At 36.6% G+C, this 15,534-nt stretch carries 16 protein-coding genes and 1 pseudogene; 11 read left to right on the top strand and 6 right to left on the bottom strand.

Features of this window, described 5'->3' with window-relative positions; genetic code table 11:
• Positions 1 to 23 precede the first annotated feature (23 nt).
• Complete coding sequence (locus tag NQ185_RS11540) at positions 24 to 566, top strand: GrpB family protein (protein ID WP_257581948.1); 543 nt, start codon at positions 24 to 26, stop codon at positions 564 to 566.
• Positions 567 to 605: 39 nt separating this feature from the next.
• Here NQ185_RS11540 and hflX read toward each other — a convergent pair whose 3' ends face one another.
• Positions 606 to 1,856 (bottom strand): GTPase HflX, encoded by a 1,251-nt coding sequence (hflX, locus tag NQ185_RS11535; RefSeq protein ID WP_257581947.1) that lies wholly within the window; start codon positions 1,854 to 1,856, stop codon positions 606 to 608.
• Between the two features lie 773 nt (positions 1,857 to 2,629).
• Positions 2,630 to 2,808 (bottom strand): annotated as a pseudogene (tnpA, locus tag NQ185_RS20350) (IS200/IS605 family transposase).
• A gap of 252 nt (positions 2,809 to 3,060) precedes the next feature.
• Between tnpA and NQ185_RS11525 the strand changes: the two are divergent.
• The 3 genes from NQ185_RS11525 to NQ185_RS11515 all read left to right on the top strand — a co-directional run bounded on the left by NQ185_RS11525 (position 3,061) and on the right by NQ185_RS11515 (position 5,690).
• Entirely contained in the window at positions 3,061 to 4,398 is a 1,338-nt protein-coding gene (locus NQ185_RS11525; protein WP_257581946.1) for an RNA-guided endonuclease TnpB family protein, read from the top strand.
• A gap of 422 nt (positions 4,399 to 4,820) precedes the next feature.
• Positions 4,821 to 5,408: a hypothetical protein gene (locus NQ185_RS11520; protein ID WP_257581945.1), complete on the top strand. Its 588-nt coding sequence runs from the start codon at positions 4,821 to 4,823 to the stop codon at positions 5,406 to 5,408.
• A gap of 24 nt (positions 5,409 to 5,432) precedes the next feature.
• Positions 5,433 to 5,690 carry a hypothetical protein gene (locus NQ185_RS11515; RefSeq protein WP_257581944.1) on the top strand — a complete coding sequence of 86 codons (258 nt, stop codon included), beginning with the start codon at positions 5,433 to 5,435 and terminating at the stop codon, positions 5,688 to 5,690.
• Between the two features lie 36 nt (positions 5,691 to 5,726).
• Here the strand turns inward: NQ185_RS11515 and NQ185_RS11510 are convergent, their stop codons facing one another.
• Both NQ185_RS11510 and NQ185_RS11505 read right to left on the bottom strand, forming a co-directional pair.
• Entirely contained in the window at positions 5,727 to 6,911 is a 1,185-nt protein-coding gene (locus tag NQ185_RS11510; protein WP_257581943.1) for an MFS transporter, read from the bottom strand.
• Complete coding sequence (locus NQ185_RS11505; protein ID WP_257581942.1) at positions 6,908 to 7,330, bottom strand: MarR family winged helix-turn-helix transcriptional regulator; 423 nt, start codon at positions 7,328 to 7,330, stop codon at positions 6,908 to 6,910. Before NQ185_RS11505 ends, NQ185_RS11510 begins: the two co-directional genes overlap by 4 nt.
• Before the next feature lie 150 nt (positions 7,331 to 7,480).
• Here NQ185_RS11505 and NQ185_RS11500 point away from each other — a divergent pair, with 150 nt between their 5' ends.
• The 6 genes from NQ185_RS11500 to NQ185_RS11475 all read left to right on the top strand — a co-directional run bounded on the left by NQ185_RS11500 (position 7,481) and on the right by NQ185_RS11475 (position 11,539).
• Positions 7,481 to 7,873, top strand: a complete 393-nt coding sequence (locus tag NQ185_RS11500) for a VOC family protein (protein WP_257581941.1) — start codon at positions 7,481 to 7,483, stop codon at positions 7,871 to 7,873.
• 117 nt (positions 7,874 to 7,990) lie between these two features.
• Positions 7,991 to 8,458, top strand: a complete 468-nt coding sequence (locus NQ185_RS11495) for a hypothetical protein (RefSeq protein WP_257581940.1) — start codon at positions 7,991 to 7,993, stop codon at positions 8,456 to 8,458.
• Positions 8,459 to 8,559: 101 nt separating this feature from the next.
• Positions 8,560 to 8,991: a YhfM domain-containing protein gene (locus NQ185_RS11490; RefSeq protein ID WP_257581939.1), complete on the top strand. Its 432-nt coding sequence runs from the start codon at positions 8,560 to 8,562 to the stop codon at positions 8,989 to 8,991.
• Positions 8,992 to 9,081: 90 nt separating this feature from the next.
• On the top strand, positions 9,082 to 9,750 hold the full coding sequence (gene rpiA / locus NQ185_RS11485) for a ribose-5-phosphate isomerase RpiA (protein ID WP_257581938.1): 669 nt from the start codon (positions 9,082 to 9,084) through the stop codon (positions 9,748 to 9,750).
• A 71-nt stretch (positions 9,751 to 9,821) separates the two neighbouring features.
• Positions 9,822 to 11,123, top strand: a complete 1,302-nt coding sequence (locus NQ185_RS11480; protein ID WP_257581937.1) for a WD40/YVTN/BNR-like repeat-containing protein — start codon at positions 9,822 to 9,824, stop codon at positions 11,121 to 11,123.
• Between the two features lie 11 nt (positions 11,124 to 11,134).
• Entirely contained in the window at positions 11,135 to 11,539 is a 405-nt protein-coding gene (locus NQ185_RS11475) for a DUF6157 family protein (RefSeq protein WP_257582054.1), read from the top strand.
• A 61-nt stretch (positions 11,540 to 11,600) separates the two neighbouring features.
• Here the strand turns inward: NQ185_RS11475 and NQ185_RS11470 are convergent, their stop codons facing one another.
• Both NQ185_RS11470 and NQ185_RS11465 read right to left on the bottom strand, forming a co-directional pair.
• Positions 11,601 to 12,188, bottom strand: a complete 588-nt coding sequence (locus NQ185_RS11470) for a Uma2 family endonuclease (protein WP_257581936.1) — start codon at positions 12,186 to 12,188, stop codon at positions 11,601 to 11,603.
• A gap of 63 nt (positions 12,189 to 12,251) precedes the next feature.
• Positions 12,252 to 13,103 carry a hypothetical protein gene (locus tag NQ185_RS11465; RefSeq protein ID WP_257581934.1) on the bottom strand — a complete coding sequence of 284 codons (852 nt, stop codon included), beginning with the start codon at positions 13,101 to 13,103 and terminating at the stop codon, positions 12,252 to 12,254.
• 283 nt (positions 13,104 to 13,386) lie between these two features.
• Here NQ185_RS11465 and NQ185_RS11460 point away from each other — a divergent pair, with 283 nt between their 5' ends.
• Positions 13,387 to 15,477: an SGNH/GDSL hydrolase family protein gene (locus NQ185_RS11460; RefSeq protein ID WP_257581933.1), complete on the top strand. Its 2,091-nt coding sequence runs from the start codon at positions 13,387 to 13,389 to the stop codon at positions 15,475 to 15,477.
• Positions 15,478 to 15,534: the final 57 nt, after the last annotated feature.

The following is a 15,534-nucleotide window of genomic DNA, read 5'->3' as shown; positions in this document are numbered from 1 at the left end:
TTCATAAAGTGGGGTGAAAAGAAATGGTAAATCGTGCAATGAATATTATTGTCACCAACTATGATGAAAACTGGCCCGAATTATTTAAAAAGGAAGCTAGTCATATACAAGAAATTCTGAAAAATGAAATCGTGGAAATTCATCATATTGGAAGTACAGCAGTGCCTAATTTAAAAGCTAAACCAATTATTGATATTATGCCAACCGTTAAAAATATTGAAGTTATCGATCGGTATAATGAAAAAATGAAAGGGATTGGATATGAGCCACTTGGTGAGTTTGGGATAAAGGGAAGAAGATATTTCCGAAAGGGAGGGGAAAATAGAACACATCAGATTCATATTTTTCAATTCGATAACAAATTTGAAATTGAACGCCATTTAGCAGTGCGGGACTATTTAAAATCACATAATCAAGAAGCGGCAGCATATGGAGAATTAAAGGAGCAACTAGCTATACAGTTTCCTAAAGATATTGAAGGCTATAGCCTTGGTAAAGAGGAATTTGTTGAGGGGCTTGAACAAAGAGCTCTTGCGTGGTTAAAAGAAAAAAACAATAAATTTTAAAAAGCTGCCAAGGATTCTCGGCAGCTCGTCTTCTCACTTCTAAAGAACATTTTGTACATATTGCTGGTATTTTTCGGCATCAGCTTTTTTACATTCCACTATCAGCTTTGTCCCATCTTCCTCATAATCGGTTGATAAAATCTGACTATGTTCGTTAAAGTAAGATATTACTGTGCCGTCCGTATACGGAATGAGCAATTCACATGCAAGATAGTCATTGAAAATGTGTTGACCAATTAGCTCTATACATTCTTCAACACCTTCACCTGTTTTAGCGGACATATAAACACAATCGTCACTTGCTGGAATAGGTCCATCAGTGAGGTCCGATTTATTATAGGCATAAATGACAGGAATATCTTCAACACCAATTTCCTTTAAGACCTTATTCGTCAACTGTTTCTGTTCTTCATGATGAGCATTTGAATCTATGACGTGAATGAGTAAATCAGCTTCTGTTACCTCTTCAAGCGTTGAGCGGAAAGCTTTTACAAGATGATGCGGTAGTTTTTTAATAAAACCAACGGTATCGGTTAATAAAAACTCCTTATGATTTGTTAAAGTAATTTTTCTAACCGATGTTTCTAATGTAGCAAACAGCATATTCTTTTCAAAAACGTGTTTTTCCAAACCTGCACGATCTAGCATTGAATTCATAATAGTTGATTTGCCCGCATTCGTATAACCAACTAGAGAAACGACGGGTATTTCATTTTTGTTGCGCTGTTTCCTTTGAACTTTTCGCCTAGTAACCAATTGTTCTAGTTCCTTTGATAAAGCAGCGATCTTGATTTCAATTTTTCGACGATCTAGTTCTAGTTTTGTTTCTCCGGCTCCCCTGTTTTTTAAACCAGAACCCCCGCCTTGTCGTCCTAATGATTCACGGCTTCCCACTAATCTAGGAAGCATATAGTTTAATCTGGCAATTTCTACTTGAAGTTGGGATTCTTTTGTTTTAGCCCTACTAGCAAAAATTTCTAGGATGAGCATTGTGCGGTCGATCACATCACAATCCAACTTTGCTTCCAAATTACGAATTTGAGAAGGGGAGAGCTCATCATCAAAAATCACAATATTTGCTTCTGTTTCCTCAATCATTGCAATCAATTCTTCTACTTTTCCACTTCCAATATAATATGTTTTATCAAAGTGGTTTAAATTTTGCGTGACTTCACCCAACACTAATACGTCACAAGCTTCAGCTAAATTACATAATTCTTCCATGGAATGCTCAAAGTTTTCCGAGTTGTTATTTCGATTGACTCCCACGGCAATTGCTTTTCTTTTCATATTCGTTCCCTCCGATTATTTCAGAATAAAAACATAGATGCTCAGCCTGTTCAAAGGAAACGGGAAAGGACGCTTAAAAAAACCACCAGGAAGCGGAAATGAATGGCCTTTCATTTTACGTTGTATTATCAGGTAAAGGATGACCCTCTTTCTTCAAAATGAAAATCCCCAATCTTAAAGACAACAAAAAAGAGGAGAATCGTCCCCTCCCCTTCATTTTTTATTAGCATTATAAAAATGAGGTTTCCTAAATAGGCAGACCAATCCCGTAAACTCTGCGCAGACAGCAGAGCTTTGAACTATTCAATTACTGGTTCAAAGTTTGGAATCGAAGTCTTAAAGTTGCCACTTGGAAACCCTCCGTTCGTTAAAAGTTGATTTCATCGTATCACGCGATTATGGAAAGGGCAATCCGAAATAGGAAAATAAATACATTTCATAATCGATAAGTGCCGAGTACACTCTATTGTATGCAACTTTTCTCAGAAGTAAGCGTCTATTATTTATAAAATGTTAACTGAAGCAGTAAGGTGGGGTGCTTAAGTGAAAAGGAAATCCTTATTTTTCTTAATTTTACTTTTGTTTATGTTGTCATTAAACCTGTTTCCCTCAATCGCTAATGCCTGTTCATGTGCGGAATTACCAAGCGTTGAACTGAATAGAGCCATGCATTCCCCTTCCAAATCTTGATTTGGTGGGGGTTAGTGGCTCATTTTTCTTTACCTTGGTTTTCTATATACTGTTTACCACATCGATTGTTGCTCCGCCAGTGGTTAAACCATATAACTACGGCTCCAAAAATAAGGTTTCCAATAAAACGGTTTTAATTGTTCTTCAAATTCTTTTCGAATATAACGGGAACTGACCGTTTTAAAACTATTAATGATTTTGGATAACTGAATTTGTGGAGGTGCATCAATAAAATATGAATATGATCTTCTTCACTATTCATTTCAATCACTTCACAACCCCATCCGATAAACAAATTATTTGCAATCTCCTTTTAAACGAGTTAAGACGTCTTGGTTTATACATTTATGACGATATTTTGTCACAACAACTAAACGATAAGTAGGTTTAAAAACCCCTTGTCTCTTCTTTTTAAAAACAGACATAATAATACATCGATTCCAAGACAAAAGAACAAATGTTTGGTATAATAGTAGTAACAAACATAAAAGGTATTTGGAAGGAGGGTTTGATCATGAAAGTGGTGAAAGTGCTTAAATCTAAAGTTACTAACCATAGCCGAATCTTTGATGCGACATTAGACATTTACAATGAAGCCTTGTCATTCGTCATCGATGTGATCGATCAAGAGTTTGATCATGTTCAAGACATTTCAACGAAGACCATAGTTCCTGCTGTCGAGAAACTTATCCACACCACCAAGTCAAATCCCCTTCCAAAATATCAAGATTTCAATATGTGCTTTTACAAGTTCCCATCCTACTTCCGCAGAGCGGCGATTGCTTCTGCTTTTGGAAAAGTGAAGAGTCATCGTTCCAACCTGAAGAATTGGGAAGAGGAAAGGAAAATTGCCCTTTTCGAAGGAAGAAGGTTTAAGAAAAAACCTCCTACGTTGCAGATGCAGCACAAAGAGTTTCCTGTGTTTTATAGAGGGAACATGTTCGAAAATACATCCAGTACCACAGCTCGAATCAAGGTCTTTCACAAGAATGATTGGGTATGGAAAGAGATCATATTTAAAGAACAAGACCTTTTTAAACGAGATGTGTGGGATTGGAATGAGAGTAATCCGAAGTTGGTCAAAGTAGGGAAGAAATATTTCCTTCATTTCGGTTACGCAAGTAAGGTGAAACTAAATAAAGTAAAAATAAAGGAACAAAAAGTATGTGCGGTTGATCTTGGAATCAATAATTCAGCGGTTTGTTCTGTCATGGATGCAAAAGGCACTGTCTTGGTAAGAACATTCATAAACCAGCCAAAAGAAAAAGACCGATTGTATCGCATGACAAACAAGCTTCGTAAAGTACAATCCATTTCAGGGTGGGTGTCCGCACCTCATTATTGGAGACGGATCAATGGCATTCAAACACACATCGTACATAATACGTCCTCTGAAATTGTAAAATTCGCCAAAGAGAATGGTTGTCATGTCATCGTGTTCGAATACCTCGATCGTATGAAGAATCCGAAGGGATTTTGGGGAGCAAAAAAACTTCGATTCAAACTTCGTTATTGGCGCAAAAAAGGCATTCAGAACAAAGTGACGGAAATGGCACATTACGCTGGGATACGTATATCTAGAATTAATGCCCGTAATACGAGTGCCTTGGCATTCGACGGTTCCGGTAAGGTAAAGCGAAACGAAAGAAAAGACCTAGCCACCTTTACAACGGGAAAAGTTTATCATGCTGATTTACAAGCTTCCTATAATATTGGAGCTCGATATTTTATTCGCGGCATACAAAAAACCATTTCTGAAAAGAAATGGTTGACCATTCAGGCAAAAGTTCCTGAGTTGTCAAAAAGAACAGAACAGACCTTGTCTTCATTAATTAGTCTTAACTTGGCATGAGTCACCTCTGGTGGACAACAGCTAGTTTTGTACTGTATTTAAGATAAGGGACGCACCTTCCAAATTTTCAATTTGGTGGGTGAGGTTCACGAGGGAGAAAAATATTTAGTTTATGCTTATGAATCAACAATGTATGGACTCAAATCATTAGTGACAATCACTTGTAATCGTACTAACAAATTAAGCTCGTCCCTGGGAGATATAGAGAAACTAGGTGAGGCTTTTCCTCTAGGTGAAAAAACTGAACATAACGAAAGTTCTCTTCCGAAAAAAATTGAATCAATTAATACACCACATGATAACGCCAACTCAAGTGACAATCTGACAGAAACCTCTATTCTTAGGTGGAGTATCGTAATTTTTATACTAGCAATTGCATTCATTTTGATTATAAAAAAGAAAAGATAAACGAGGAGATTAGTATGAAACATTATCCAACCAGCAATTATGACGAAAAACTATTAAGTATTGATGAAAGGATTTGTGCATTATTAAAAGAGCGGAAGGAAATATCCCACAATAACCCTAGTTTTCCTTCGGATGAATTAATCTCCAACTGGGCTATTAAATACAATTTTTATGAAGACTGTTTACGAGCGATATTCGACACATTGAGGGTAGAGGATTCCTTTAAGCCGCGTGTTAAACCAGAGAGATTTAGAAAGCTTCTTACAGTTTTAAAATCAGTGGAAATAAAGCAACGCCTATACACAGTAACTGCAATTCGGCAGTATGAAAATGCTAGTGTTGTTCTACTCCATATTGACTGGGATGGAACAAGGGATTTAGATGCGATGCAACATCACCATTTCATCGAGTTATCCCTCGGTGAAAAATATGATTGTTGGATGGAGAGTGGAGGGGGTTCTGAGGGTCATTATACTTATAGCTATAATGTTTCTCCTCCTTTGCCAGATGATCTATCGAAAATGGATATTGTGTTTAGGGAATATAAAGAACCTTTTAAAGAAAAACCAACTGGACTGGAGGTAGTATTGCATATTGATTGAGACATTAATAGAGGAGGTAGACAAATGGACAAAAGATTAAATCTTATTCTTGGGTCGATATTTATTTTAACGAGTGGACTATTGTATTCAATTGAAAGAATAATTTCGTTGATCTACTGGTCCGTGCTAACACGTACAGGAGAATATCCAACTATACCACCACCGCCTAATCTACTAGATAACTTATTTGTGCCGCTTTTTTTCATTGTTGGAGCCATCTTTTTTTTCGCAGCTTTTAAAAAAGAAATATGGAAAATGATTACAACGGAAAAAAAGGTTTGAATATAAAAGAGGACTGCCACTTTGACAGTCCTAATATTAATATTGTAAGTTCCTAGTCCTTTTCCCATAAGCAAAATAATACATTGGGTAACAAAGCAAGATTATAATGACCATTGAAAAGAAAATAGCGCGATATCCTGAATACGGTTCGATAAATCCTAAAATATATGGCCCTAAGCCTAGACCTAAATCATACAAAATGAAATATGTCGATGTGGCTAAACCAAAACGGTGTGGTTCCGTAACTTTAATGGCGATTGCTTGCGCAATGGAGTTGAAGTTTCCGTAGCCTAGTCCAATAAATGCACTCGCCAATAAAAGCATCCAGCCAGCTGAAGCTTCACTGAACAAAAGCATTCCGATTGCAAATATAGCGAAACAAGGATATACAATGATATTGGCTCCTCGTGTATCCATTAATTTGCCTGTTACTGGACGGGTGAGAATAATAACGATGGCGTAGACTAGGAAGAAATAGCTTGCAGCTGTTACTAGATGAATTTCTTCTGCGTAAAATGATAAGAATGACATGACGCCGGAATAACTAAAACCGATAACAAGTGCCACTAATGAAATTGGGGCCGCTTTTGGTTCGATAAAACGTGAAAGGACAGGTCCTTTTTCCACAATTGTTATATCTTTTGATGGTCCTGCAATTTTAATTTTAACTAGGGCTAAAAAAATCATGCTTCCGATTGAGAAAATGACGTTAATCATATACATAATCATAAAGCCGTTATCCAACTTCATGAGTAAAATTCCAAAAAAAGGTCCAATGGCTGTCGCTAATATAGTACTTAAACTGTAATATCCGATTCCCTCGCCTTTCCGTCTAGCTGGCAAAATTTGCGCAATTACTGTACCCGCTGCTGTTCCCATGAGACCAAAGGCAATTCCGTGGAATAAGCGGTTTAGGAGTAATGTTGTCGTATTAAAAATGCCAAAGTAAAAAATCGAGGCGACTATCAGCAAAATCAAACCGGTCCAAAACACTTTTTTCGTCCCGACTTCACTAATATAGCGTCCTGCAACAAGTCGTCCGAGAAGTGAACCAATAATAAAAATACTGGATACAAGACCAGCTGTACTCGTCGATACATGAAATTCATTTTTAGCATAAGTCGCAATTGTCACCATTAATAAGTAGAACATTAATGTGGCTAAAAAATTGATCGTTGAAACAGCAATAAATTCCTTTGTCCATAATTTTTCTGATTTCAAATTAATCCTCTTTTCTTTACGTTGCTCGTTAGTTGTTCTAATACTTCGTTCACAACTTTAATCTGTTGTTCAGATACCCCTTCTAATAATTTCGATTGATACAAATCAACCGAGGCTTTACATTTTATATATTTGATTTGTCCTGATTCTGTAATATGCAGCACTTTTTGTCGCTTATCTTTTCCGGGGCGAGCCTCAATAAGGCCAAGCTCAATAAGCTTTTGTGCCACTGGAGTAACAGAAGGTTTTTCTACCTGCCAATACTCTGCAATTTCGGAAAATGCAGTAGGTCCATCTTCTTGTAAGTAACGAAGCAAGCCCCATTGTAATTCAGTTAGTTCATGTGGCTCTAGCACTTTTTGTATCTGCTGCGTATAAGGTTTATACAATAATTTGATTTTGGAAAAAACAGAGTACAAGGAAATCCTCCTCAAACAATAGTTAGTTAACCTAACTAATTTTATAATATGCAATCCTATTTGTAAATGGAAAAATTTTAAAAGGATTTGTGTTACATTTGTAGAATTTACATTTTGTATAAAAAAATGCTGATAAGGGTGTGGGTACAATTGAGTTTAGGGAAAATTAGCGGTTCATCTATAGTCTTTTTAGTAAAAGATATAAAAAGATCAGCTCAGTTTTATAGAGATTTGGGATTTTATTACGAAGAAATCGGAATTGGTGACATCAAACATATCCATGTCACAAGAGATCAACTAACGTTTATTTTACATGAGGCAAGCAGCACGGAAGACGTTCGGCCTTTTTCATCTCTTAAAGGTGGACCACAATGGGATGCTTTCGCCTATTCGGATGAAGTAGATGTATTGTTTGAAGAATTTAAAGCAAAGGGCGCTGAAATTGCGTACGGTTTAAACCAAGATCCGATTTGGAATGAATTTGCGATAAGGGATATTGATGGGTATGTTGTTGCATTTGGCGGGGGAGTGAGTAAACAATAATTGATCATATTATATCGGAAGCTGTCATTTGGACGGCTTTTTTTGTTGATCTTAAGTGGATTAATTCAATATGGGGTTGGAAAGATAACAAATAGACATCAACGGAGGTGTGTGGATTTGCTAAGATTATTATTGCCTTCTCTAATGCTGTTCCTATCTTTTCAATATGGCGCCGTTGCTCATTCTTCAACATTTGAAAATTGCTATAAAAATTTTAACAATACAATTCACCAAGATATTCTAATCAGTTTTCCGATGTTAAAAGAATTAGCAGAAAGAGACGATACTTGGAATTACAGTTACGAAGATTTGATTAAAATGAATGCTATATTAGGGAAGGAAGACTCTCATCTTATTTCTCTGGTTGAATTGTTTAGAGGAACTTCTATTGGAGAAAGACAGTTAATAATAGTAAATGGTAAATACAGTCCAAATTGGGGAAATGCATTTACGGGATATCTGTTTTATAAGGATGTAAAAGGAGTAAATATACTCCTGGAAATTAAACGAGGAAAAAAAGAATGGGAAGTAGTGAAGAAAAGAAAGGTTCAGGGCAAATACATAACACTTGAAAAGAATTGTTGAAGACAATTGTCATTTTTCAAGAGAGTTTAGTATGTTTACTAACCCTAAAGTGTTTTATATTTACAAATAGATGTGTATTTAAGTTGATTAGGGGGAGCATCATGAAAGTATTATTTTCGATCGTATCTATATTATGCTTGCTGTTATTAATGGGCTGCCAATTACGCCCCGCTGAAACAATGGTTCTATTAGATGAAAAAATAGCTAAAGTAAATATTTCAAAGTCAAAAGGATTTGGAGAGATGAATGAAGATATTATTTTGTCCTTCAACGATGAACAATCCTTAAATATTTTTGAAAAAGCAATTACAACCGCAGTTAAACAATCAGGGAAGGTAGATATATTAAAACCCGAGTTCGATGTTATGGTTGAATATAAGTCGGAAGAGGGGGGCTTGCCAGTCCATGCTCTGCATTTATGGTTGGGGCAGGAAAATGAAAAAAGCACCTTTATGTACATAACAGATGACTCAACGTATCTTACATCTGCAGAAATGACAAACAAATTAAGAAAGTTGATTTTATCAAAGTAGTGCATTTTTTGGCTGTCCCCTGTATACAGAGTATTAATTTTAAATGGATAAAAGATACTGTTCAAAAAAATTTCAGCAAGGGGTGTAGACATGGATGCAAAAAAGCTTGCGGGTGAAAAAGCAGTAGAGTTTGTTAAAAATGACATGATAATAGGTCTCGGTACTGGCTCAACCGTTTATTGGACAATACTAAAAATAGGTGAGCTTGCGAAACAGGGCCTGAATATTAAAGGGGTTCCTACTTCGAAACAAACTGAACAGCTTGCCAATGAATTGGGGATACCACTAGTTACTCTATCTTCCATTCATCAAATAGATTTGACCATTGATGGAGCGGATGAGGCCAATCCGGAATTCGAGCTCATAAAAGGTGGTGGGGGTGCCCTCTTGCGTGAAAAAATGGTGGCATCCATTTCAAAACGCTTGGTAATTGTTATGGACGAGACAAAATATGTAGCGAAGTTAGGAGGATTTCCATTACCTGTTGAGATTACACAATTTGGTTGGGAAATGACGAGTAGACAAATAAGTGCTTTAGGTTGTGAACCTTTATTACGACAAAAAGACAGTATTCCTTATATAACGGATAATGGGAACTATATTTTGGATTGCCATTTTGATGAAATTAAAGATGCTCATAAACTAAACCAAGCATTAAATATGATTCCCGGTGTAGTGGAGAATGGTCTTTTTGTAAATATGGCAGATACGATGGTCATCGGAAAAAAAGACGGAAATGTTGATATCTTATATAAATAAGAGGAACATATCCAAACTCAACACATTTAATAGATCTTAAAGATTATATTGCACCAAAAAGAGGTTAAACTATGAAACTTAAACAGAATCACTTAGGGATCATTATTGTAGCTTTCTTACTAGTAATAGTTGGGTTTATGCTTTTTTATCCTAAAAATTATGAAGATCCTATTGAAAATATACCTATAATTGAATTCAACGAGAAGGAAGTTAACCAGAAATTACCGCTTACTATACAAGTAAGTGAAGATGACACAAAGCCCGAAACCATTGCTTATCGTTTGTGGTTTGATTTAATGCAATCCTTTAAAGATGAGGGGTTGTTTAAGAATGCTTATTATAAAAGATTCCATTTGTTAGAAGGCGACAAAAATGAATTCATTGTGGCGGTTGTCTATCAAATTGAGCCGGGAGAAGGTACGCAAACTAGCCTTGGTGAGCTAAATGAAGATGGTCTTGTTGATAATATTGTCTGGAAATTGAGGATACGAAAGGACGCGGAGCTAACATATACGTTAGACAGCTTTGAGGAATCCACTGACAAATTGATTGGCCTCCCTCCAGTACAAGATGAAGAAAGCTATCAAAAGGAAGCTGGAATAAATTCAAATGAAGACTTTCGATACCAAATCGCAAACGAGATATTAAAAATAACATATGATAATGGAGAAAATTGGGTAGAAGTACCAGTTGCAATAGAAGAATTATTCGGGGGAGATTATAGCGGTTCTAAAAATGATTTAATAGAGGGCAGCTATATCATTAATCCTGAGAAAACAGCTTTTGTGCTATTTTCCAATCAAGAACTGAGCCTATTATTAACAACAGATCAAGGAAAAACATGGGACAAAGTATTTATAAAAGATCAATTACCGTCCGTCCGCCAAAGATTCATCGGTTTTACATCGGAGAAGGATGGTTATCTCATTTTTACGTGTGATCGTACGATGTCTAGTGAAGCGAACTTTGTGATGAAAACAAATGATGGCGGTAGAACTTGGGAAACCGCCGGATCTGTTGATGAGATTTATTCACTAGTCACGAGTGGCGGCTTTATAAATGATGAGCTTGGCTTCATTTCTTTTGGATCGTATAACACAATGGATGAACCGCCAAGACCGTGGCTTTTTCGCACGGATGATGGAGGAAGTAATTGGGAAGAGGTAGAGGTACCTGTCCCTAACGGGTATAAAGGAATTTTTACAGTAGCGGAGGTGCCTATTTTTAAAGGCGGTCACGGAACATTAATAGTAAATCAAGGACCTGATGGAGATTATCTAGGCGGTAATGTATTAGCGAAGTTTACATCCGAGGATGATGGGAAAACATGGATCTTCTCTAGTTTGGTAGATCCGGATAATGTGTTGGATTAAGGAGGAGTTTAATTTGGAGTTACAAAAATACTCTCATTACGATTTCAGAAGATTCAAAGGTTACATCTGCAAAAGTACCTGTCCCTAAAAACGATAAACCTACGATTGCTTCCATTGAGTATGATTTGATCAAAAATAATCCTTATAAATATACGCAAGACGATGTACAGTTTCAAACGTACTTGATTAAGAATCAAAATGAAGAACGCAATGTAGATCAGGTAAGGGAGCAGTTTTTTTCAAAACCGAAGGCGTGCTTTAGAGCCTCTCCTTTAGTAAAAAACTATGGATGGGGATTTCATTATGACGATCAAGGAAAGGTAGCCATATACGATGCTGAAAGTGAATCCTATCGACAATTGCTTGGCCGAGACGATATAACGAAGTTAAAAGGAATGCGTTCGAAGAGAAAATAATTGATAAGCTCCCCTGAACTGGGGGAGCTTATCAATTATTAATGAATTTCCCCATTCGTAATTACCCCGGCAAATCAGCCGCTGCATCCATAATTTCCGCCATTGTAAAAGAAACACATTTAATTTGTTCGGACTGAACGGTATCTTCTCTTCCAAAAACATTAAAAATTTCATAATCATTATTGACCAACACATATTGTTCCAAGACTTCATTCGCCGGATCGATAATCCAGTATTCAGGAATCCTATATCTTGCATAAACTTTAAGCTTATCGAATCTATCTATTTTGATTGAATGGGGCGACAATATTTCAGCAACTAAATTGGGAATTCCCTCAATTCCCCTTTTTGTAGTGATCTCAATATTATTACGATGTATCATGACTAGATTAGGTTGGCGCGCCTCCGTTGTAGATAAAATTAAATCGATTGGTGATGCAAAAATAATGTATTCCTGCTGGCAACTATTCATTAGTATGGTCAACATCTTTGTGCTAATGATCTGATGTTTGGGAGTTGGCGCTGGAGTCATCAGCTCCAACACTCCATTTGCCAGTTCATATCTTTTTCCATCATCAGGAAGCTGTGCATAATCGTCGTAAGTGATTGGATCTTCTTTTAGGAAAGGTTTTTTATCACTAGATTTCATAACATACGCCTCCTTCTTATCATATAGGTCCCATTATATCCTTGATCATTTTCCTATTAATATTTACTCATGTACAAAGTGAATATACTTTTTAGCTATTTCGGGAAAAACACCTTGAGTATCTAGCCAAGACCAAAAAAAGTCCCTTTGCAGCTTTCCAATATCTCCATCAAGTAGTATGCCTATTGGAAGGTTTTTTACAGGAAAGTCTAGTACTTGATAGGAATGCCCAGTATAAAGATCTTCAACTGTAATAATATTATTGAGGGTACTCTTCACTTGAAAAATACTATTAACGGAGTCACTGCAGGCATCTAATTTTTCTACGATTTTATCAATGTCTTCGGCAAGGCACCAGTCTTTTCTATGAACTTGGGGAAATGAAATAAGATAGATTTTATTTAAAAACTGTTCACACATTTTGAGTTCGGAATAAGCATCATCAGCGAATTTCCCAACGATTTTAGACCATGAACAACCCGAACGGCGGTCTAGCCATCGTACAAACTTTTTTAACTGAAATAGGAATGTCTTCGTTTCTTGTTGTTTGGTGGATACTATCATATAGTGGGGGAAAATGGTGTAAATCAATTCTTCCCAGAATGCGGGTGTACATTCCTTCCAAGATGAGGGGCAGTTATCTTCTAAATGATCAGTGAGGAAGGCAGAGAAAATGCGCAGAAACTCATTCACTTTGTCACTAGAAGGGTATTTTCGTTTATATGCAATCAAATCATCACCGTAAAAATGTATAAGACCGCGGTAGCGCATACTAAACTGGGAGCTAATTGCCAATTTTTTGAGAAATTCCTTTTGTTCCTCGGGATGAGTAAAGTCTTGAACCCACATTTTAACCTCTGATGGCTTTTCAAAAAAATACTTATTTTCAAAAATAGCTAACCTGCTTGTGGTCAATCATACGTCCTCCTTTATTTGATTGTAATTTTTTTAGATTGGGAAAATTGGTGGATTAGGGGAATGATGAGAAGGTTACATCAATAGTAGTCATAATAATAGAAATAGTCAACTATTGATTTTGGCTGCTTATCTACTAAATCTTATTAATTCATGACTATTTTCATAGAAGGGGTTTACATGTTCATTAAAAAGAACATATAATGAATATGGTGAACTTTCGCAATTCTCTATACATAACAACTTGCACCAATAATACTAAAAAGGGAAAGGTTGATGTTATTTGCAAAAAGTAATTAGACGATCAAGGGCATTCATCTTAATGCTCGCATTTTTACTAGTTTTAGCACCGCTATCTGCATTGGCGGATGTTGAAACAAAGGTAGTTAATTATGTCGCATTAGGAGATTCCTTAGCGGCAGGTTTACTATCAAACAATACTCCTAGTACGGGTTATGTCGGTTATATCAAAAGTGATCTGGAATCTAATGGTTATGAGGTAAATGTACATAACAAGGGAGTAAACGGTGCTACTTCAATGGATATACTAAATGGTGTAGGCAGCGTCACGGAATTGGCAAGTGCTGACATCGTTACTATAAGTGTTGGTGCTAATGACGCACTAGCCGGGCTGGACGCCTCACTGCTTGCAGGAATTGATCCTAAATATTTGGATCCTGCCAATCTAGCACTTTTACAAAAAGAAGTAGTGGATGCTACGGCAGCTGCTGCAGCTGCAAAAGTAGCAGCTAAAAATGCAATTAAAAAGGCTCAGGATGATGCGGGGAGTGCTAAAGGCAAGACCGGGGAAGTGAAAATTGCATCAAGTGTATTGAATGAAAAAGTCCCTGATGATTTAAAGCTGATAATAGCCACAACTCTCCAAAAAATAATGAATGATATTGATGCAGCAGTAAATCATGCTGCAACTGCAGACAATTCATTAATTGGAGTAGAAGAAACGTTCAATGCAGAATCGTTAACAAAAGCAACAGAAGAATTGGGTAAAGCTTTTGAAAAGCTGTCTGAAACGGAATCAACGTTGAAAGGTATTCCTTCAGCATTTTTAACAGAAGACCTGAAGAATGAGATAGAAATTTTCTTAACCCTATTAGCCGATACAAAAACAACTGTTACTACTGCAAAAACATCCGTAGAGCACTCACTTTCAAAAGTAAATGAATATTCCCTAGCCCAAGCAAAAGCAATAGAGGCAAAACTTTTATTTGAAAGTATTGTTGCGAAGATAAATGAGCTACAAGGGATGATTATTTCAATCCAAGAGAATATTAAATCGGTTGGAACTAATATGGCGGGAATTTTAGGAACCATCAAAACAATTAACCCTACAGCAAAGATTTATGTTATGGGGTATTATAATGCACTTCCTAACTTACCTTCGGAAGTAATAGTTCCATTGTTAACTGGTCTAAACAATGCACTAAAGGTACCTACAGACACAGTAGGGGCAACTTTTGTTCCAACTTTTCACCTGTTCGAAGGAAAATATCAAACATATCTTCCTAATCCGACAAATATTCATCCAAGCGTGGAAGGATATAGAGCGCTTGCCAATGGGTTTATGGCGGAAATCAGCAAGTCATTCCCAAAAGTGTCTGAGCCAGAACAACCAGGTGAGAATAATGTCAATTTAGGTGAAAAAGTGAATGTGGGCAAAGGGGAACTGCTTCTTATTAATGGAACAAATGTAAGCTTATTGTTGCCGGAAAATCTTCCAGATGGAACAATGCTTACGGTAAGTGCAACAGATAAAGATACTCTTGCAAAAGCAAAAGATTTAAAGTCCGCCGGGGATGCGCTAAACTTTAATTTCGAATTCCCAGAAGGGGCGGAAGATTACGAAGGAACATTTGAACTTGTAATGGGTTTTGATGGCGATTCTTCAGACGATGTCAATATCTACTATTATAACGAAGATAAAGCCATATGGGAGAATCAGGAAGGAAACGTTAATAAAGAATCCAAAACGATCAGTTTGAATGTTTCCCACTTCTCAAATTATGGAGTATTTGACAAAGCAGTTGAAAAAGAAGATCCAATAGACAAAGAGGATCCGGTGGATGATAAGGATCCAGTTGATCCAAAGGACCCTATCGACAAAGAAGATCCAGTTGATCAGAAGGACCCGCCTGTATCTAAAGATCCGAACAAAGATAAAGATGATAAAAAAGACGATAGCTCCAAAAAGCCGATAAAAGATGATAAGAAAGATAATATTTCCAAGAAGCCAATAAACAACGATAAAAAATTACCTAACACCGCCACTAATAGTTACAATTGGATGCTGCTAGGTGGTTTACTTCTTACTTCTGGATTTACGTCTTTAGTTTTACGAAAAAAGCAATTGTTTTAGCAACTAAATAGATTCATAAATTGAGGGCCGTCGAAGGGTGTTGAGAAAACAATCTTT

Origin of the sequence: Lederbergia panacisoli (assembly GCF_024626525.1) — a bacterium.
In the GTDB taxonomy this organism is placed as follows: domain Bacteria; phylum Bacillota; class Bacilli; order Bacillales; family Bacillaceae_C; genus Lederbergia; species Lederbergia panacisoli.
This window is presented reverse-complemented; position numbering and strand designations above follow the sequence as displayed.